The organism is Sodalis sp. RH16 (genome assembly GCF_047324245.1).
Classification (GTDB): domain Bacteria; phylum Pseudomonadota; class Gammaproteobacteria; order Enterobacterales; family Enterobacteriaceae; genus Acerihabitans; species Acerihabitans ligni.
The window spans coordinates 2,044,870-2,063,668 of the sequence record NZ_CP178737.1 but is presented as its reverse complement, the minus strand read 5'-3'; the positions used below and the strand labels follow the sequence as shown (position 1 = coordinate 2,063,668).

The 18,799-nt window shown below is 54.2% G+C and carries 16 protein-coding genes and 1 pseudogene; 3 read left to right on the top strand and 14 right to left on the bottom strand.

The genetic code is table 11. From position 1 onward, the window contains the following. Nucleotides 1-32 precede the first annotated feature (32 nt). Nucleotides 33-734 (bottom strand): NAD(P)H-flavin reductase, encoded by a 702-nt coding sequence (gene fre, locus ACL2XJ_RS09365; protein ID WP_132923858.1) that lies wholly within the window; start codon nt 732-734, stop codon nt 33-35. Nucleotides 735-785: 51 nt separating this feature from the next. Further along, nucleotides 786-2,273, bottom strand: coding sequence for a 4-hydroxy-3-polyprenylbenzoate decarboxylase (gene ubiD, locus ACL2XJ_RS09360; protein WP_132923859.1), 1,488 nt, complete (start codon nt 2,271-2,273; stop codon nt 786-788). 188 nt (nt 2,274-2,461) lie between these two features. Between ubiD and rfaH the strand changes: the two genes are divergently transcribed. Further along, nucleotides 2,462-2,953 (top strand): transcription/translation regulatory transformer protein RfaH, encoded by a 492-nt coding sequence (rfaH, locus tag ACL2XJ_RS09355; RefSeq protein WP_203524540.1) that lies wholly within the window; start codon nt 2,462-2,464, stop codon nt 2,951-2,953. A gap of 187 nt (nt 2,954-3,140) precedes the next feature. Here the strand turns inward: rfaH and hemB are convergent, their stop codons facing one another. The 10 genes and pseudogenes from hemB to ACL2XJ_RS09305 all read right to left on the bottom strand — a co-directional run bounded on the left by hemB (nt 3,141) and on the right by ACL2XJ_RS09305 (nt 12,707). Then, nucleotides 3,141-4,163: a porphobilinogen synthase gene (hemB, locus tag ACL2XJ_RS09350; protein WP_413726334.1), complete on the bottom strand. Its 1,023-nt coding sequence runs from the start codon at nt 4,161-4,163 to the stop codon at nt 3,141-3,143. A 192-nt stretch (nt 4,164-4,355) separates the two neighbouring features. Next, the gene (gene tatC / locus ACL2XJ_RS09345) at nt 4,356-5,129 is read right to left on the bottom strand and encodes a Sec-independent protein translocase subunit TatC (RefSeq protein WP_413726333.1); all 774 of its coding nucleotides are present in this window, start codon (nt 5,127-5,129) and stop codon (nt 4,356-4,358) included. A 213-nt stretch (nt 5,130-5,342) separates the two neighbouring features. After that, nucleotides 5,343-5,861, bottom strand: a pseudogene (tatB, locus tag ACL2XJ_RS09340) (Sec-independent protein translocase protein TatB); the annotation flags it as partial. 3 nt (nt 5,862-5,864) lie between these two features. Beyond that, entirely contained in the window at nt 5,865-6,131 is a 267-nt protein-coding gene (gene tatA, locus ACL2XJ_RS09335; protein WP_413726332.1) for a Sec-independent protein translocase subunit TatA, read from the bottom strand. Nucleotides 6,132-6,208: 77 nt separating this feature from the next. Next, nucleotides 6,209-7,846, bottom strand: a complete 1,638-nt coding sequence (ubiB, locus tag ACL2XJ_RS09330; RefSeq protein WP_413726331.1) for a ubiquinone biosynthesis regulatory protein kinase UbiB — start codon at nt 7,844-7,846, stop codon at nt 6,209-6,211. Continuing rightward, nucleotides 7,843-8,448, bottom strand: coding sequence for an SCP2 domain-containing protein (locus tag ACL2XJ_RS09325; protein WP_132923865.1), 606 nt, complete (start codon nt 8,446-8,448; stop codon nt 7,843-7,845). The genes ubiB and ACL2XJ_RS09325 overlap by 4 nt, the downstream gene beginning before the upstream one ends. A gap of 12 nt (nt 8,449-8,460) precedes the next feature. Continuing rightward, entirely contained in the window at nt 8,461-9,219 is a 759-nt protein-coding gene (gene ubiE, locus ACL2XJ_RS09320) for a bifunctional demethylmenaquinone methyltransferase/2-methoxy-6-polyprenyl-1,4-benzoquinol methylase UbiE (RefSeq protein WP_132923866.1), read from the bottom strand. 139 nt (nt 9,220-9,358) lie between these two features. Continuing rightward, nucleotides 9,359-10,945: a DNA recombination protein RmuC gene (gene rmuC / locus ACL2XJ_RS09315; RefSeq protein ID WP_413726330.1), complete on the bottom strand. Its 1,587-nt coding sequence runs from the start codon at nt 10,943-10,945 to the stop codon at nt 9,359-9,361. A gap of 363 nt (nt 10,946-11,308) precedes the next feature. Further along, nucleotides 11,309-12,073: a uridine phosphorylase gene (gene udp / locus ACL2XJ_RS09310; protein ID WP_203524412.1), complete on the bottom strand. Its 765-nt coding sequence runs from the start codon at nt 12,071-12,073 to the stop codon at nt 11,309-11,311. A gap of 103 nt (nt 12,074-12,176) precedes the next feature. Further along, complete coding sequence (locus tag ACL2XJ_RS09305; RefSeq protein ID WP_413726329.1) at nt 12,177-12,707, bottom strand: hypothetical protein; 531 nt, start codon at nt 12,705-12,707, stop codon at nt 12,177-12,179. A 675-nt stretch (nt 12,708-13,382) separates the two neighbouring features. Here ACL2XJ_RS09305 and ACL2XJ_RS09300 point away from each other — a divergent pair. Beyond that, nucleotides 13,383-14,222: a dienelactone hydrolase family protein gene (locus ACL2XJ_RS09300; RefSeq protein ID WP_413726328.1), complete on the top strand. Its 840-nt coding sequence runs from the start codon at nt 13,383-13,385 to the stop codon at nt 14,220-14,222. 26 nt (nt 14,223-14,248) lie between these two features. On the opposite strand, the gene metE is transcribed toward ACL2XJ_RS09300, so the two are convergent. After that, nucleotides 14,249-16,525: a 5-methyltetrahydropteroyltriglutamate--homocysteine S-methyltransferase gene (gene metE / locus ACL2XJ_RS09295; RefSeq protein WP_413726327.1), complete on the bottom strand. Its 2,277-nt coding sequence runs from the start codon at nt 16,523-16,525 to the stop codon at nt 14,249-14,251. Nucleotides 16,526-16,627: 102 nt separating this feature from the next. Between metE and metR the strand changes: the two genes are divergently transcribed. Then, nucleotides 16,628-17,563: an HTH-type transcriptional regulator MetR gene (gene metR, locus ACL2XJ_RS09290; RefSeq protein ID WP_413726326.1), complete on the top strand. Its 936-nt coding sequence runs from the start codon at nt 16,628-16,630 to the stop codon at nt 17,561-17,563. On the opposite strand, the gene ACL2XJ_RS09285 is transcribed toward metR, so the two are convergent. Further along, nucleotides 17,469-18,368, bottom strand: coding sequence for a carboxylate/amino acid/amine transporter (locus tag ACL2XJ_RS09285; RefSeq protein ID WP_413726325.1), 900 nt, complete (start codon nt 18,366-18,368; stop codon nt 17,469-17,471). The genes metR and ACL2XJ_RS09285 overlap by 95 nt on opposite strands. Nucleotides 18,369-18,799: the final 431 nt, after the last annotated feature.

Genomic DNA, 18,799 nt, shown 5'->3' with positions numbered 1-18,799 from the left:
GACCTTAATTTACCGCTGGATTCAAACCAGTGTCAGATGAAGGCAAACGCGTCACCGAAGATTCGTTCCGCGGTGGCGCCGCGTTCAGCGCAGAAACGTTCCCGCGCGATTTTAGCCATTTCAAAACGACCGGCAATATAAACGTCGTATTGCTCCAGGTTGCCGTAATCCTGCATGACCGCGCTGAGCACCGTGCCGGTTCTGCCCGGCCAATTTTCGTCAGGCTGTTCCACCACAGGGACCACTTTAAGACGGGGATGCTGCAGCGTCAGGGCTTCCAGTTCGCTGAGATCGTACAGATGCTGTAATTCGCGGCCGCCCCAGTAAATGGCCACTTCGCGTTCCGGTTGTTTATCCAGTACGGTCAGCAGAATGGAGCGGGCATAGGAAAATCCGGTGCCGCCGGCAATCAACACGATCGGCCGCTGGGTATCGTCCCTGAGCCAGGCATCGCCATGGGGGATGTCTACGATGATTTCACGGTTCTTTAAAATGCGATCCATCACGGCCATGGCATAAAGATTAAGCTCCGAAGCACCAATGTGCAGCTCGATAAAGGAACTCTCCATCGGGGTGGAAGCCATGGAAAAAGGGCGTTTATCGCGTTCATCCATTACCACCATCAGATATTGGCCGGCGCGAAAACTAAAAGCCGCTTCAGGGACTAAACACACCCGATATACCGTATCGGTGATAGCATCCACGGAAGTGACCTTACAGGTCATTGTTGTCATGCATTCCCTCTGTCGGGTCATTATACAAAACGGAATAGAAAGCCAGAAATATCACGGCCTTTTACCACTGTTTTCAAAGATGGCCAGATCATCCCAGATCGCATCAACACGAGCGCGGACCTCAGCGTCCATAAGAATGGGCGTGCCCCATTCCCGTTGTGTTTCACCCGGCCATTTATTGGTGGCATCCATTCCCATTTTTGAACCCAATCCGGAAACCGGCGAGGCAAAATCCAGGTAATCAATCGGCGTATTTTCCATTAACACCGTATCACGCGCGGGATCCATGCGGGTGGTTATCGCCCAAATAACATCTTTCCAATCACGCGCGTTAATATCATCATCGCACACGATGACAAATTTGGTATACATGAATTGACGCAGGAAAGACCAGACGCCCATCATGACCCGCTTGGCATGGCCCGGATACTGCTTCTTGATCGTCACCACCGCCAGCCGGTAGGAACAGCCCTCCGGCGGCAAATAGAAATCGACAATTTCCGGAAACTGTTTACGTAAAATCGGAACGAATACTTCATTAAGCGCCACGCCCATTACAGCCGGTTCGTCCGGCGGACGGCCGGTGTAGGTGGAGTGATAAATAGCGTCACGCCGCTGAGTAATGTGCGTAATGGTAAACACCGGAAACTCATCCACTTCATTATAGTAGCCGGTGTGATCACCGTAAGGGCCTTCCGGTGCGGTTTCCCCCGGCTCAAGGTATCCCTCCAGGACAATTTCGGCGCCGGCGGGCACATCAAGATCGCAGGAAATGCATTTAACCACTTCGGTTTTGTAACCGCGCAGCAACCCGGCGAAAGCGTATTCGGAAAGAGTATCGGGTATCGGCGTTACCGCCGCCAGGATAGTGGCGGGGTCAGCCCCCAGCGCCACCGCCACCGGGAATCTTTCTCCCGGATGGGCCTGGCGCCACTCCTGGAAATCCAGCGCGCCGCCGCGATGGGAAAGCCAGCGCATGATGACTTTGTTTTTACTCAGAACCTGCTGACGGTAAATACCCATATTCTGTCGTTCTTTATGAGGACCTCGTGTCACGGTAAGACCCCAGGTAATCAGGGGGGCGGCATCTCCAGGCCAGCAGTGCATTACCGGGATGCGTGATAAATCCACATCTTCGCCCTGCCATATTTGCTCCTGGCAGGGTGCCGAACCGAGCCGTTTCACCGGCATATTCAGTACCTGGCGAAACTTCGGCGCTTTATCCAGCAGGTCGCGAAATCCCTTCGGCGGCTCCGGTTCCTTAAGAAAAGCCAATAATTCCCCTACTTCACGCAATGCCAAGACGCTCTCTTGTCCCATACCCAACGCCACCCGTTCCGGGGTACCGAACAGGTTGCATAATACCGGCATGGCATAACCTTTGGGATTTTCGAACAGCAGCGCGGGTCCGCCGGCCCGCAGAGTTCGATCGGCGATTTCCGTCATTTCCAGATGGGGACTGATGGGCAGGGTTATTCGTTTCAACTCCCCTCGCTGTTCCAGCAAAGAGAGAAAGTCGCGCAAGTCACGGTATTTCATAAAGTCGTCTGGAGCCGGGTTATCGATGCATTATAAAGTCTGTTTACCAACCGTGCTGGCCTTTTGTCAAAATTCGGGGTAAATAGATTATTTTTTATGCCACCTGTCTGCAGCATTAAAAGCGGATGCTATATATAGTTCAAGGCTTTTGCTATGCTGAATTATCAGTGAACCGAGTAAAGCAGATTATGGAAGCATGGTATTTATTGTATTGCAAACGCGGTCAGTTAATGCGCGCTAAAGAACATTTGGAACGACAGGCGGTCGCTTGCCTGACTCCTATGGTCACCTTGGAAAAAATCGTCCGGGGCAAACGCACCGAGGTTAATGAGCCGCTATTTCCCAATTATCTGTTTATAGAGTTCGATCCCGAGCGCATTCATACCACCACCATCAGCGCCACGCGCGGCGTCAGCCATTTCGTCCGTTTCGGCAATCTACCGGTAACCATTTCGGAAGATGTTATCAATGAGCTGAGGGAACATGCTTATGAAGGGATTAAGGATCCGCAAACGCCCCATGCCGGCGATACCGTGTTGATAACCGAAGGCGTCTTTGAGGGACTGCAGGCAATTTACACCGAGCCGGACGGTGAAGCCCGCTCGATGCTGCTGCTTAATTTCCTTAACAAGCAGATTTCCCAAAGCCTGGACAATCGCCAATTCCAAAAGATGCAGTAAATTGTCAACGAGTAAGCGGCCGCAGCCAACGCCGCTGCGGCTCGAAAGATGACGGGTATAAGTACCCTATAGATTTCGAGTTGCAGCAAGGCGGCAAGCATGGGCATTCCCAGGAGCTTAGATTACTAAGTGACTGGGATGAGCAGGCGCAGCCAACGCCGCTGCGGCTTGAAAGATGACGGGTATTTTAATAGCCCCGTTGATGGTCATCATGCAGCCACTGCGCCACGCGTTTGGAGAAATAGGTCAGAATACCGTCCGCGCCGGCCCGTTTAAAGCACAGCAATGATTCCATTATCGCCGGTTTTTCCTGCAGCCAACCGTTTTGGATTGCCGCCATGTGCATGGCGTATTCACCTGAAACCTGATAGGCGAAGGTCGGTACGCCGAACTCTTCCTTGACCCGGTGAATCATATCCAGATAAGGCATGCCCGGTTTCACCATCACCATGTCCGCCCCCTCTTGTAAATCCTGTGCCACTTCCTGCAAGGCTTCGTCGCTATTGGCCGGATCCATCTGGTAGGTCTTTTTGTCGCCGCCCTTGAGATTGGCGCTTGAGCCCACCGCGTCGCGGAAGGGGCCGTAATAACAGGAGGCATACTTGGCCGAATAGGCCATGATCTGGTTGTTCACCAGGCCATGCTGTTCAAACCGTTCACGAATGGCGCCGATACGCCCGTCCATCATATCGCTGGGGGCGACGATTTCAGCTCCCGCCTCGGCGTGGCACAGCGCCTGCCGAACCAGGATCTCTTTAGTAGTTTCATTGATGACATAACCCTGGTCATCAATGATGCCGTCCTGGCCGTGAGTGGTATAGGGATCGAGGGCCACGTCGGTGAGCAAGCCCAATTCCGGTACCGCGTCTTTCAGCGCCCGGACGGTGCGGGGCACCAGCCCGTCCGGGTTGTAGGCCTCTTCCGCCATAAGGGATTTATAATCGGACTCGATCACCGGAAACAGCGATAGCACCGGCACCCCTAATTTGGCGACCGTTTCCGCCTCTTTTATCAGCAAATCCAGGGTCATCCGGTAAACGCCGGGCATGGAGGGAACCTCCTGCCGGCGGTTGTGGCCTTCCATCACAAACACCGGGTAAATCAGATCGTTTACCGTCAGCTGATTTTCGGCCACCAGCCGGCGGCTGAAGTCGTAGCGACGAACCCTGCGCAAGCGGCGATGTGGATACGCACCATAGACATTGCTCATAATCTTATCTCCTGAATAACGCCGTTCATAACCGGGGCGGCGTTTATTTTACTCAATAAAAAACTATCTGAGATCGATGACAAAGTATCCAGGCGAGACAGATTGCTGGATCGCAAACAAGCCGTGAACCCGTCCCGCCTCTTGAGCTCCAAGACGATTTGTCAGTGATTGTACCGCTGAGTTGTAGTCCGCTTACTCGCCATCGCCGCTATCCTCGTTTTTATCCGTATCCTGCCCATCGCGGCGGCCCTTGCCGACATAAAAGCGCGCGAAGAACAAGCCGATTTCAAACAGCAGGTACAGTGGAATAGCCAGCAACGTCTGGGAAAAAACGTCCGGGGGCGTCAGCAACATGCCCACCACGAAGGCGCCCACCAGGACATAGGGCCGCTTCTTCTTCAGGCTTTCCGGGGTCACCACGCCGGTCCAGCACAGCAGAACGATGGCGATGGGGACCTGGAACGACACGCCGAACGCCATAAACAGCGACATGACAAAATCGAGATACTTGTTGATGTCGGTAGCAATCAGTACCCCGTGCGGGGCGGTATGCGCGAAGAAAGTGAATGCCAGCGGGAAAACGATGAAATACGCGAAAGCCATGCCGGCATAAAATAAAAAGGTGCTGGAGAACAGCAGCGGCATGACCAGGCGCCGCTCATGCTTATATAAGGCCGGGGCGATAAAAGCCCAGACCTGGTAAAGCAGCAGCGGAGCGGAAGCAAACACCGAGACGATAATGGTCAGCTTGATGGGGGTAAAAAACGGCGACGCCACATCGGTGGCGATCATGCTGGCGCCCGCCGGCATATGTCTGATCAGCGGCGCCGACACGATCTGGTAGATGTCGTTTGCAAAATAGACTAATGCCAGGAATACCACCAGCACACTGATAATGCAGTTCAATAATCGCTTACGCAGCTCAATCAAATGGCTGATAAGCGGTTGAGTATCTTCAACGGCCATGTTTTAGCGATCGTTATGTGATGTAGGAATGGGTGGCGCCTGGTGCTGGCTCGGCTCCGCTACGGCTGAATTTTTACCATCATTGCCGGACTCGCCGGGGGTGGAAGGAACCGCAGCCGGCGCTTGTGCCAGGCGGGCCGCTTTAGCCGGCGTGACGTTATCGGCAATTCCTTGCGGGACCGCCGTTGGCGTTTCCCGCTGACGGACTGTTGTATCCGGCGTGACGCTATCGGCAATCCCCGACGGGACCGGCAATGCTTCTTCCGCCCGACGGGCCATTTCGTCCGGGGATGGGGCATCTGCGCCGGGGACCATCGCCGGCGCTTGCGCCTGGCTGGCGCCTTCGGCCGGGGTCACGCCGCTGTGTGTCGCCGCGGAATCAGTGACCACCGGATTATGGATAGTATGTGGCGGGTTTTCCTCATCGGGAACCAGCTTGCTTTGAAAGGTTTTTTTCATTGAATCGGCCGCCTCGCGCAGTTCTTCCATGGAGGCTTTCAGCTCCGGCGACAGATTATTTTTGCTGGCCTCTTCCACTTTTTTCAAACTGTCCTGCAGTTCCTGCAGTTTCAATTCCTGGCTCAATTCGTTTTGCACCGTCGCCGCCATCGAACGCAATGCCTTGATCCAGCCCACTACCGTTCTGACCGCCACCGGCAGACGCTCGGGCCCGAGGACCACCAGCCCGATCACGAATATCAGCGCCAGCTCACCAAATCCAATATCAAACACGGATTATACCTGCTCTTTATTTTTACTTTTCGACTCTTCCGACTCGGATTGCCCGGATTGGGCAATGGGTTGGGTCGTGAAGTCCGCATCTTGTACGGTTTGATCCGCCTTGGGCGGCGTTTTTTTATCGTCATCGTCGTTCATGGCTTTTTTGAAGCCCTTGATTGACGCACCGAGATCCGATCCCAGGCCGCGCAATTTGTTGGTGCCGAATAATAATACGACGATCACCGCGATGATTAACAATTGTGGGATACTGATACCGCCCATAGGCACCTCTGTATTAAGTTGATTCATATTGCCGGTTACAAACCGGATGCAGGATATTTATTATTATGTCGTGCGTACTATTCAGTGCGTTTCCAGCCGACGATCCAGCTTACGATACCGGCCGCCATCAACCAGGCGGGAAAAGACGACATCTCGTTTCCCTGCGATAACAGAAAAGTCCCGCAGAGCAGCAATGTTGCGCCGATACCGAACAAAAACCGCGCCTGTCCCTGTTTAACGCGCTGCTGCTTAAACTCCACCGCCAGCTTATCCACGCTTTTTTGCAGTGACTTATGATGCTTGAATCCCTCGTAGATGAGCTCAGGCAACTCCGGCAGTTTTTCCGCCCAAAATGGAGCCTTTTCTTTGAGCGCCCGCATGATGGCCGGGATACCCACCTGATCTTTGATCCAGTCTTCCAAAAAGGGTTTGGCCGTTTTCCACAAATCGAGCTGCGGATATAACTGGCGTCCCACTCCCTCGACGTACAACAGGGTCTTTTGCAATAACACCAGCTGCGGCTGTACTTCCATATTGAAGCGCCGGGCGGTGTTGAACAGATTCAACAAAACATGGCCGAAAGAGATATCCGCCAGCGGTTTTTCGAATATCGGCTCACACACGGTACGGATGGCAAACTCAAAATCTTCCACATTGGTATCGGGGGGCACCCACCCGGAATCAACGTGCAGCTCGGCAACCTTGCGGTAATCGCGATTGAAAAAAGCGATGAAATTTTCCGCCAGGTACCGTTTATCCTCTTTATTAAGCGAACCGACAATACCGCAGTCGATACCGATATATTGCGGATTTTCCGGATGCTCAAAACTGACGAAAATATTGCCCGGATGCATGTCCGCATGGAAAAAACTATCACGAAACACCTGCGTAAAAAAGACCTGCACGCCACGTTCCGCCAGTAATTTCAAATTGGTTCCCTGTTTCTCGAGGGCCGCCACATCCGACACCGGAACACCATAGATGCGTTCCATGACCATCATGGTCTCGCTACAGTAATCCGGATAGACCTCCGGTATATAGAGCATCGGGCTGTTTTCAAAGTTACGCCTGAGCTGGATGGAGTTCGCCGCTTCACGCAGCAGGTTCAGTTCGTCCAACAGGGTTTTTTCATACTCAAGCACGACTTCCACCGGCCGCAGACGCCGTCCGTCGGGCAGCAGCCGCGGCAGCCAGCTGGCCAGCCGGTACATTAACCGCATATCGGCTTTGATCATCGGCATGATGTCGGGGCGGATCACTTTGATCACCACCTCTTTACCGTTTTCTTTCAGGCGCGCGGTATGGACCTGGGCGATGGACGCCGACGCCAGCGCCTGCTGATCGAAATCGTCGAACCAGGACTCCAGCGGTTTGCCCATTGCCCGTTCGATATGCTGGCGCGCCAGGGCGCCGTCAAAAGGTTTCACCCGGTCCTGAAGCATCGCCAGTTGATCGGCCACCACCGGCGGGAATAGATCGCGGCGGGTGGACAGCATTTGCCCGAACTTGATCCAAACCGGTCCCAATTCCTCCAGGGCCAGCCGCAATCGTTCACCCAAGGGCTGCTGGGCATGCTCATTGGGGATCCAGAACAAAAGCTTGCGCCCCAGGCGAAGCGGCAGGGTCAGGCGCACTTTGGGAATAAGTTCATCCAGTCCGTAGCTGAGCAATACCCGCACGATATAATAAAGGCGGCCGATTTCTCCAAAAATCATCGGCTGATCTCCATTCTTTCCAGACGGGCCGCCAGAGCGGCGCCATCCCGATCCAAGGTGTCTACCTCTTCGCTGAACCAGGCAAGCTCAAGGGCCGATGGGGATAGCCGCCACTCTTCGGTGACCGCCTGTCCCCATTGGGTTTGCCGGTCGGTCCAGCGGCGTTTTATATTATCGGCATGGGCGGAAACGCGCTGCGTCAGCCCTTCCGACAGGACATCGCCAAGATAGGGCGACAGCAGTTCGGCCGGATCAAATTCCGCCATATCCAGTAGGGCGACAAATTGCTGCACCACCTGTATGTCGCCATCCACTTCTAGATCCCCCTGCTTAATCAGGGCGGGAAGCCGTTGCCGCCGGCGCAGCGCCGGAATCGCGGAAAAATGCGTTTTGACGGTGCAATCCGCCGGATCGTCCCAAGAGGTGAGAACATCCGCCTGTGATTCGCCAAAAACCAAAATGACCGGACTGTCCAGTTCCGCCAGCTCAAACCGCAGGGTTTTACCCTTGAGGCGCTGGCGAGCCGTTTTCATGAATTGATCCTGATACAGCAAGCGTTTAAGAGCAATTTCAAGAGTCGCGGCGATCAATGACATCAGCATATGATTTCCCGATCAAAATTTATAACCGCGGTGCAGCGCAACGATACCTCCGGTCATATTAAAATACTCGGCGGAGTCGAAACCGGCGTCGAGCATCATGGCTTTCAATGTTTCCTGGTCCGGATGCATGCGGATGGATTCGGCCAGGTAACGGTAGCTGCCCGCATCCCGCGCCACCATCTCGCCAATGCGCGGCAATACGTGAAAGGAGTAGAGATCGTATGCCTTGTTCAACGGTTTGAACAACGGGGTGGAAAATTCCAGGATCAGCAGACGGCCGCCGGGTTTCAGCACCCGATACATGGAGCGCAGCGCCTGCTCTTTTTCGGTGACATTGCGCAGGCCGAACGAGATGGTGATGCAATCGAAGGTATCATCGGGGAACGGCAGAGATTCAGCATTCGCCTGGACATAACTCACATTGCCGATAATGCCTTTATTGCGCAGTTTATCGCGACCGACTTTCAGCATCGAATCGTTGATATCCGCCAAGACCACCTCACCCTCTTCTCCCACCAGCCGGGAGAATTTCGCCGTCAAATCGCCGGTGCCGCCGGCAAGATCCAACACTTTCTGACCCCGCCGCACGCCGCTGCAATGGATAGCGAAACGCTTCCACAGGCGATGAATGCCGAAAGACATTAGATCATTCATCAAATCATATTTTGCCGCGACGGAATGAAAGACATCCGCCACCATAACCGCTTTCTCATCTTTGGGCACGGTGCGAAAGCCGAAATGGGTCGTTTCGCGTTTGTCTTCATCTGCCATGTTATTCATCCTGCTTAATGAGATATCAGAGAAGTGTAACAGAAGCGAGCGCAAAGCCCCACAGCAGGGCTGGTCAACTCAGCGGAAGTCTTATGGCTCCGCGCCGAGGGCCCGCTTGCATCGTCGGCGTATATTCCTCTTACGCCTGCTCCGGAGTTTCGCCCCGGACAGCGTTGTCGTCAACCGACGGCGGACAATTATCGGGGATGGTTAGCGGCGTTTCGTCTTGCCCATCGCGGTCATCGTCGGCAGTTCGCGCATTGCTGATATCGGCGTCGTTATATCCCTGCTCCGCTTGTTCCGCCAACACGGAATTGATGGGGCGCTTGATCTCTACCCCGAGCGCCCTGAACCCCTCGGCCTGGCTGAGAATATTGCCGCGGCCCTGCGTCAGCTTATTCATGGCCGAACGATAGCCGCCCTGGGCTTTGTCGAGGCTTTGCCCTATGGCCAGCATGTCGTCCACAAACAGGCGCATCTTGTCATACAGGCGAGCGGCCCGCTCGGCAATATGCTGGGCATTGCGGCTCTGGTGCTCGTAGCGCCAAAGATTGCTGATGGTCCGCAAGGCCACCAGCAGCGTAGTGGGGCTCACCAGCATGATATTCTGTTTCTGGGCCTCGCCGATCAGTTCGGGCTGCTTATCAATAGCCAGCATAAAGGCCGGCTCCACCGGGATAAACATCAGCACATAATCCAGCGAGCGTAAACCGGGCAATTGTTGGTAATCTTTTCTCCCCAGCAGCCGCATATGCCCGCGCAGGGATTGAATATGCTCCGTCAGCGCCAGCTGGCGCTCGCTTTCATCCTGACTGTTGAAAAAACGTTCATAAGCCACCAGTGACATTTTGGCGTCGATGATCACATCTTTTCCCTGTGGCAAACGCACGATAACGTCCGGTTGCATCCGATGCGCATTATCGATTTGAATGTTCACCTGGGTTTGATATTCGTAGCCCTCCCGCAGCCCCGATGCTTCGAGAACACGGCTTAATACCACCTCGCCCCAGTTGCCCTGGGTTTTGTTATCCCCTTTGAGCGCCTTGGTCAGGTTGACCGCTTCCCGCGCCATTTGCGTGTTAAGCTGCTGCAAACTCCGGATCTCATGAGTCAGGGTATGGCGTTCCCGCGCCTCTTGGCCGAAACTGTCCTGGACCTGGCGGCGGAACCCGTCCAGTTGTTCACGCAATGGGGTCAGCAGGAGATCCAGGCTTTGCCGATTCTGCTCATCCACCTTGCGCCCGCTTTGCTCGAAAATTCGATTGGCGAGGTTTTCGAACTGCGATGCCAGCCGCTGTTCGCTGTTCATCAGCAAGCGCTGCTTTTCTTCCGCGCCGATGCGGGTCTCTTCCAGGCGAATAGTCACTTCCCGCAGTTCGGCCTCTTGCGCGCTATTCACCTCCCGCAGCGCCCGCAATTCGCCGTTGAGCTGTTCACACTCTTTTCGCCAGTGTTCCAGGGGTTGCAGACGCTCCTCCGCGGCGGCGAGCCGGCTGTAGAGATCGCGCAGCTCGCGCTCGCCGTCACGGAGCTGCTGCCCGCTTTGACGGTGAGCCGCTTCTACCCGCTCCAGCTCTTGCCGAGCCGACGCCTGGGATTGTTCATGCAAACCCAGCGCCGCCTGATGATCCGCCAGCCGTTTCTGGTATCGGTGGCTTGCGATGAGCAGGCCGAGCAGCAGCCCCGCCAGCACGCCCCCCGCCGCGTATAACAGGCTGAAATCCATATAACCTCCGCCGTAACCTGTGCCAACCGTCACGTTAAGTGGGAACTGTATAAATGTCCAGACCCATTTATACCCGATGGATTACGGCTTTCAGCCAACGCCGCCGCCACACAAAAAATGAAAGATGCAAGATGAAGGGAATATCAGTTGATAAGGCCGATAAGCCATCTTCTACCCAACCCCCCCGCGCCAGCAATACCCCGGTGGAATATCCTCCAAGAGAAGGCTCCTCACGTGGAAATAATGATTAACATCGGCGGGATATCGGTAAGGAAGGCACGGCTTATCATGCCATTGAAGCGAATTCTCAGGTTAAACCGGACTGAAACGACCGGGGTGTTTACACCGGTCGCCATAATCGGATCAGATAATAAGGCGGCGGGCGGCATCGACGACGATGTTTACCGCGACGCTTTCGGCCAGTTGCATGGAACGGGCATCGGGGGTCTCCTGCAGGGTACGGTTAACGATGACGCCGGCCACCATGCCTGCCCGCAACCCTTGCGTGGCGCACATGGTCAGCAGAGTGGCGGATTCCATTTCATAATTCATGACGCCCAGGCTTTGCCACTCCTGCATGGACCCTTTCAAGCGGTTCAACACCCGTCCGGAATAGGTATCGTAACGTTCCTGCCCCGGATAGAAGGTATCGGAGGACGCGGTTACCCCAATGTGAAATTTCGTTCGATGGTGTTTCGCCGCCCCCACCAGAGCGGAAGTGCAGTCAAAATCCGCCACCGCCGGATACTCCACAGGGGCGAAATGCAGGCTGGCCCCGTCCAAACGTACCGCGGCGGTGGTGATCAGTACGTCACCCACCTGAATATAAGATTGAATCGCGCCGGTGGTACCAACCCGTAAAAAAGTGCGGATGCCCAACTGGGACAGTTCTTCTACGGCGATGGATGTGGAGGGTCCGCCAATGCCGGTTGAACAGATAATAACCGGATTGCCTGATATTTCTGCTCGCCAGGTGGTAAATTCCCGGTGAGAGGCCAGGTGCACCGGATTCTCCATCAGCGCGGCGATTTTTTCAACCCTTTGCGGATCTCCCGGGATGATGGCGAGCGTGGCCCCCTTCAGATCGGAGTGTGTTAAACCAAGATGAAAAACATCGGATGAGGACATGGCAGATACCTCTAAAAATAACATGTTAACCCAAACATAATATCGTTAGAATACTAATATTTATCTGCCGAAGTCCGTGGGGCATCTCACATTCACACCGTTATCAGGTTGCAATTATCTCTTTAAACAACCCTTTGATTTCTTTGTCGTTCGCAATACATTCCATTAGGATCTTCAGGACCTGCGTCAAGGTGACGTCTTTCCCGGCTTCGTAAACTTTATCGATCCAGCGTTCCACTATGGGCAACGACTGAGCTTTTAATAAGACCATGATTTCGCTTAGCAACCCTTTGATGCCATGCTCTATGCCATATTGTACGATTTTTGCGCCGTCATGGACCATTTGCACGGTATCCGCAGCGTACTGACTGAATTGCACAACATTGCCCATCGTACTGCTGGTCAGACTGCCGACCCATGTCAATCCATTGATCAATTTGTCCAAACCCAGGTGAGTGGATAATTTAGCGGCGGAAGCAGATAGCGATGACGTTAGAGAGAATGTCGAGACGTTATCAGGACTATTTTTAACGGATTCCAGCTTGGCGGCCAGATTGCCCGTATCAGCGCCCGCCGCGCCGTTATGAACGGCAGGTGGAGTTTTGGCAACGGAATAATCTATCGATATAGTCATGGTGGTTACTCCCAAAACAGAATTTTTAAAAGTATTGCTCTTTTAACATAGCTATTAATTTCATCATGAAATAGTTCAAATTGTGTTAAATAAAGAAATAACAATTTTCCATTATTATAATTTTTTTAATATTATTTAAAATCGATATTATCTGGTATGCATTTATCGACAAAATAACGTATTCCGCTGTTGATACCCTCCTCCTCGCTTGGGTCTATTCTTAATAAAAGAAATCGATAATGAAAATCAAACTTATAACGCTTCGCTGCGGATAAATTGCATAAAGCGACCACGGGGCGAAGATTAAAATTGAAAGTGTGACGGACATTTTAAATATCAGCCGGGCAATACTTCTCTTCCCGTTATAAATGACTCTAGCCATGAGGATATATGTAGCATTATTACATAATAATGGATCAACAATCGATGGATAACCTAAAGCTATTGATTTTAATGATATTATCAGCTATCAAAAATCCTCGCGGCGAGATGCGTGAAGTAAAAATTCTATTATATTTACATATTACATATCCGTTTTATTTTATATATTTATTACATTAAAAATAATTGTATTGGATGAGACTTTTATTGTCGTAACTGTCTTGTTAAAATGATTCACAAGCCATTAACTTTAGCTATAATCAACCTAACGTTAAAACTCAACAAGGCAGCTATATGAACATCGACGATACCCTCGATCTGAACAGGAAACCGGCCGCCTTTGCCCCGGCAGCAGGCAATGTCGCGTCTACTACCATTCATACCGATGATGCCGGCCTGGAAGCGGGGCAGTTCACTATCCCTTCACAAAGCGATCGGATGCCCGCTTACATGGCGAAACCCGCTGGTGAAAGCCGGCCTTTGCCTATCGTTATCGTAATTCAGGAAATCTTTGGCGTTCATGAACATATCCGCGATATATGCCGCCGGCTGGCAAAGCAAGGCTATCTGGCGATTGCGCCGGAGCTCTATTTCCGCCAGGGAGATCCGTCAGCCTATGACGATATCGGTCAATTATTCAAAGAGCTGGTGAGTAAAGTGCCGGACTCGCAGGTGATGGCGGATTTGGATCATACCGCCCATTGGGCAGCCACCCATGGCGGCGACGGACAGCGTTTGGCGGTAACCGGATTTTGCTGGGGCGGTCGCATCGCTTGGCTATATGCCGCTCATAATCCCCAGTTAAAAGCGGCGGCGGCTTGGTATGGCAAATTAGTGGGGGATAAAACGCTGACGACGCCACGGCACCCGGTAGATATGGCGAAGGAATTGGTGACGCCGGTTCTGGGCCTGTACGGCGCACAGGACACCGGCATCCTTCCGGAGCATATTGACGCTATGCGCCGTGCGCTCAGCGCCGCCAATGCCAAGGCCGAAATTCGGGTATATCCCGAAGCCGGCCATGCTTTTTATGCCGATTACCGTCCTAATTATCATGCCGCCTCGGCGGAAGACGGCTGGCGGCGCATGTTGCAATGGTTTTCGCAGCACGGAATGAGCGGCGACGGCAAATAATCCGCCGCCGCCCGTTTATCGCCGCCTTAAACCTTTTCAGCACGCAGCCGTTTCGCAGCGCTCACCATATTCGCCAGGGATTGGCGCGTTTCCGGCCAGGCGCGGGTCTTCAGCCCGCAATCGGGATTAACCCAAAGCCGTTCGGCGGGAATACGCTCCGACGCCTTGCGCAGCAGTGCCACAATCCACTCCTCGCTGGGTACGTTAGGCGAGTGGATGTCATAGACGCCCGGTCCGATTTCATTGGGATAATCGAATTCCTTAAAGGTTTCCAATAATTCCATATCCGAACGCGAGGTTTCTATGGTGATGACATCGGCGTCCAGGGCCGCGATGGAATCCATGATGTCGTTGAACTCGCAATAACACATATGGGTGTGGATCTGGGTATCGTCCCGGGCCACCGCGGCATTCAGTCTGAATGCCTCCACCGCCCAATCAAGGTATTCCCGCCATTCGGACTGGCGCAGCGGCAAACCTTCCCGCAGCGCCGGCTCATCGATCTGGATGATGCCGATGCCCGCCTGTTCCAGATCCGCCACTTCGTCGCGCAATGCCAGGGCGATTTGCCGGGCGATGGTTTTGCGGCTGACGTCCTCGCGGGGGAAAGACCAGCATAGAATCGTCACCGGCCCGGTGAGCATGCCCTTCATGGGTTTATCCGTTAAGGATTGGGCATATTTCGCCCATTCGACGGTTATTGGCGATGGTCGGCTGATATCGCCGATGATAACCGGGGGTTTCACGCAACGGGAGCCGTAGCTTTGCACCCAGCCGTTTTGGGTAAAGACAAACCCATCCAGATGTTCGCCGAAATATTCCACCATATCGTTGCGCTCGGCTTCCCCATGCACCAGCACATCCAGTCCCAGACGCTCCTGCTCGGCCACCGCCTGACGGATATGTTCGCCGATACCGGCACGGTAGCGGGCGCTATCCAGGCTGCCCCGCTTGAAATCCAGACGCAGGCCGCGTATTTCCGTGGTTTGCGGGAAGGAACCGATGGTGGTGGTGGGCCAGGCCGGCAGATTAAAACGCTGCCGTTGCAGCTCGGCACGCCGTTCATAGGCTTGCCCGCGCTGGCTGTCCCGTGGGGTAATCTGCGTCAAACGCGCCTGCACCCGGGCATTGTTCACCCGGTCCGAGTGGCGGCGGGCGCGGATAGGCCGGCTGTACTCTTCCAACAAGGAGACCTGCGCCTCATCCGGCTGATTGAGGGCGGCACGCAACAAACCCAGCTCGCCGCATTTCTGCAAGGCAAAGGCGAACCAGCTTTTGACTTCTTCATCCAGGCGCGATTCTACCGATAAATCAATGGGGCTATGCAGCAGCGAGCAGGAGGTGGCCACCCAAATCGGCCGTTGCCCCGATAGCAGGCGCAAACGATCAAACCAGGCGCCGAGATCGGCGCGCCAGACGTTGCGTCCGTTAATCACGCCCAAAGACAGCAGCCAGTGGGCCGGCAGGCGCCGGTGCAATTCGTCGGGTGAATCCTGTCCCGCCACCAGATCCACATGCAAACCCTGCACCGGCAGCGATCGGATAAGATCCAGATGATGGCCGATGCTGTCGAAGTAAGTGGTCAGCAGCAATTTAACCGGTCCCGCCAATTCACGGTAAGCGGTTTCATAGGCCTGTTGCCAGTCGGCGGGGAGCTCCAGTACCAGGGCGGGTTCGTCGATTTGCACCCATTCGATACCGCGCCGCGCCAGCTCGCCGAGTATTTGCCGGTACACCGGCAACAGTTCCGCCAGCAGCGATAGCCGATCAAAAGCCTCTCCCTTGGTCTTGCCCAGCCACAGGTAGGTTATCGGCCCGAGGATAACCGGTTTAACCCGGTGGCCCAGCGCCAGGGCTTCATCCACTTCATCCAGCAACTGGGTCCACCCCAGGCGGAATGATTGTCCGCGGGTAAATTCCGGCACCATGTAATGATAATTGGTATTGAACCATTTGGTCATTTCGGCGGCGGCGGCGGGCTCGCCGCCCGGCGCGCGGCCGCGGCCGATGCGGAACAGGGTATCCAGATCCGCCGGCCCGTCGCCCTGCCGGTGCCGTGCCGGGATATTATCCACCATCAGGCTGGTGGTCAGCACATGGTCATACCAAGCGAAATCACCCACCGGCAGCAGATCGACCCCGGCATCTTTCTGCTGCTGCCAGTGACGGGACCGCAGTTCGCGCCCCACCGCCAATAGCTCTTGTTGCGAGGATTTTCCTGCCCAATAACTTTCCTGCGCTTTTTTCAATTCACGGTGCAGACCGACGCGCGGAAAACCCAGTGTGTGGCTTAGTATTGTCATTACCTTCTCCCATATGGACGTCCAGATGTTTACACATCCATAATCAACATGTACTGTATTAACCACAAGCGCAAATTATTCACTTCCAGGTGAAACACCCTCATGATCGAACTTAAACATCTGCGGACGCTGCAAGCCCTGCGTAACAGCGGATCGCTGGCGGCCGCATCGGCCCAGCTTCATCAAACCCAGTCCGCGCTGTCCCATCAATTCAGCGATCTTGAGCAGCGGCTGGGTTTTAGACTATTCGTTCGCAAAAGCCAGCCGCTCCGCTTTACGCCCCAGGGAGAGATCCTGCTGCAGCTGGCCGAACAAATCCTGCCTCAGGTACAGCAGGCGCTGCAAAATTGCCTGGAACCGCATCAAACGACGCTGCGGCTGGCCATCGAGTGCCATAGCTGTATTCAATGGCTGACGCCGGCGCTGACCGAGTTTCGCGAGCAATGGCCGGAGGTGCTGGTGGATTTCCGCTCCGGCGTCACCTTTGACCCGCAGCCCGCCCTGCAGCAGGGGGAGCTTGATCTGGTGCTGACGTCGGATATCCTGCCGCGCAGCGGATTGTTTTATACGCCGATGTTTGATTTTGAGGTACGGCTGGTGGTGGCCCCGGACCATTCTCTGGCGAAAAAAGAGCACATCGCTCCCGAGGATCTCAGTGAAGAAGTTTTGATGATTTACCCGGTACAGCGCCAGCGGATGGATGTCTGGCGCCAGTTCCTGCAGCCCGCCGGCGTCAGTCCGGTGCTGAAAAGCGTAGACAATACTCTGTTGCTGATTCAGATGGTGTCGGCGCGCATGGGCATCGCCGCGCTGCCCCACTGGGTGGTGGAGAGTTTTGAACATCAGGGGCTGATAGTCACCAAAACGCTGGGCAGCGGCTTATGGAGCCGGCTATATGCGGCGTCCCGGGACGGCGAGCAGCGCCAGCCGGCCATCGAGGCGTTTATTCGCTCGGCCCGTCAGCACGCGTGCGCGCATCTGCCTTATGTGCGGGACGCGCAACGATCCAGCGCCGGTGCACCCATAGCGAAGCCATAATCACCGAGGCGCCGACAATAAAGCTGGGCCAGTGCGGCCGCTGCTGCCATATGGCCAGGTTCACCAGTAATCCGGCGGGAACATGGAAGTTGTTCATGATGCCGAGGGTGCCGGCATCCACCTGGGTCGCGCCATAGTTCCACATAAAGTAGCCCAGCGCGGAAGCAACCACCCCCAGCCAGACTAAAATTCCCCATTGCAGCGAGGTGGTGGGTAATTGCCGGGCATTACCGAACAGCCACCAGCCGATGACCGCCACGATGAATGAACCAAGGTAAAACCAGGAAAATGCCGTATGCTGCGGCATGGGATAGACTTCCATCAATCTTTTGTAACCCACCTGCCCCACGGCGAACACCAGATTGGCGGCTTGTACCAGCAGCAGGCCGCGCCAGTAATGTTCGCTGACATGGTCGTAGCGGATAATCGCCGCCCCCGCCACGGCCAGCATGGCGCTCAATACATAGCCCCAGCGCAGTCGCCGACGGCGCAGCAGATCATAAACCAGGGTGACATAGAGCGGCGTCATCACGGTGAACAGGAGAAATTCCGGTACCGACAGGTAGAGATAAGCCTGGTAGCTTATCATATACATGATGCCCAATTGGCAGGCGCCCACCGCCATATACAGCAACAGGTGCGTTGCGCGATAACCGCGCCAGCGCAGAAAGGGCAGAAATACCAGCGCCGCCAGCGTCAGGCGCACCAGCACCGAAAACCAGCTGTCCACCTGCCCGGCTAGATACTCGCCAATCAAGCTGAAGGAAAACGCCCATAAAACAGTGGTGATAATAAGCAGCGGCACCGTCAATCGTCCTGTAATGCAAAACGCTATGATAGCTGATGCGGTAGTCATAATTATAACTAATATGGTTTACGAGTGAATAATTATTAATCAATCGATGATCTGACCTGCGGACGATAGCCTTATTTAACGATCACCTCGTAAACAGCACCAATCAAAAAAATTGAGAATGCTTTTATAATAAGGATAAATAATTTATTCTATATCAAGAAAAAAGGATAAATAATGATGTTGAAAAAAGCGTACTTTACAAAATGAGCTGACGTAAATAAAACTTACTTTTTTCTCAATAACAATTTTTTTGTTGACGTGGCAGAATTTATGCTGGCCTCAATGCTTCCTCCTCTGGCTGATGCATTTGGGACCACCGTTGATAAAGCGGCTATAGCGATATCAGGATATGCATTTTCCTACGTCATTTCTGCTCCCAT

Coding starts and splice junctions, on each gene's coding strand:
- fre (WP_132923858.1), bottom strand. CDS start 734: ATGACAACAATGACCTGTAAGGTCACTTCCGTGGATGCTATCACCGAT.
- ubiD (WP_132923859.1), bottom strand. CDS start 2,273: ATGAAATACCGTGACTTGCGCGACTTTCTCTCTTTGCTGGAACAGCGA.
- rfaH (WP_203524540.1), top strand. CDS start 2,462: ATGGAAGCATGGTATTTATTGTATTGCAAACGCGGTCAGTTAATGCGC.
- hemB (WP_413726334.1), bottom strand. CDS start 4,163: ATGAGCAATGTCTATGGTGCGTATCCACATCGCCGCTTGCGCAGGGTT.
- tatC (WP_413726333.1), bottom strand. CDS start 5,129: ATGGCCGTTGAAGATACTCAACCGCTTATCAGCCATTTGATTGAGCTG.
- tatA (WP_413726332.1), bottom strand. CDS start 6,131: ATGGGCGGTATCAGTATCCCACAATTGTTAATCATCGCGGTGATCGTC.
- ubiB (WP_413726331.1), bottom strand. CDS start 7,846: ATGATTTTTGGAGAAATCGGCCGCCTTTATTATATCGTGCGGGTATTG.
- ACL2XJ_RS09325 (WP_132923865.1), bottom strand. CDS start 8,448: ATGCTGATGTCATTGATCGCCGCGACTCTTGAAATTGCTCTTAAACGC.
- ubiE (WP_132923866.1), bottom strand. CDS start 9,219: ATGGCAGATGAAGACAAACGCGAAACGACCCATTTCGGCTTTCGCACC.
- rmuC (WP_413726330.1), bottom strand. CDS start 10,945: ATGGATTTCAGCCTGTTATACGCGGCGGGGGGCGTGCTGGCGGGGCTG.
- udp (WP_203524412.1), bottom strand. CDS start 12,073: ATGTCCTCATCCGATGTTTTTCATCTTGGTTTAACACACTCCGATCTG.
- ACL2XJ_RS09305 (WP_413726329.1), bottom strand. CDS start 12,707: ATGACTATATCGATAGATTATTCCGTTGCCAAAACTCCACCTGCCGTT.
- ACL2XJ_RS09300 (WP_413726328.1), top strand. CDS start 13,383: ATGAACATCGACGATACCCTCGATCTGAACAGGAAACCGGCCGCCTTT.
- metE (WP_413726327.1), bottom strand. CDS start 16,525: ATGACAATACTAAGCCACACACTGGGTTTTCCGCGCGTCGGTCTGCAC.
- metR (WP_413726326.1), top strand. CDS start 16,628: ATGATCGAACTTAAACATCTGCGGACGCTGCAAGCCCTGCGTAACAGC.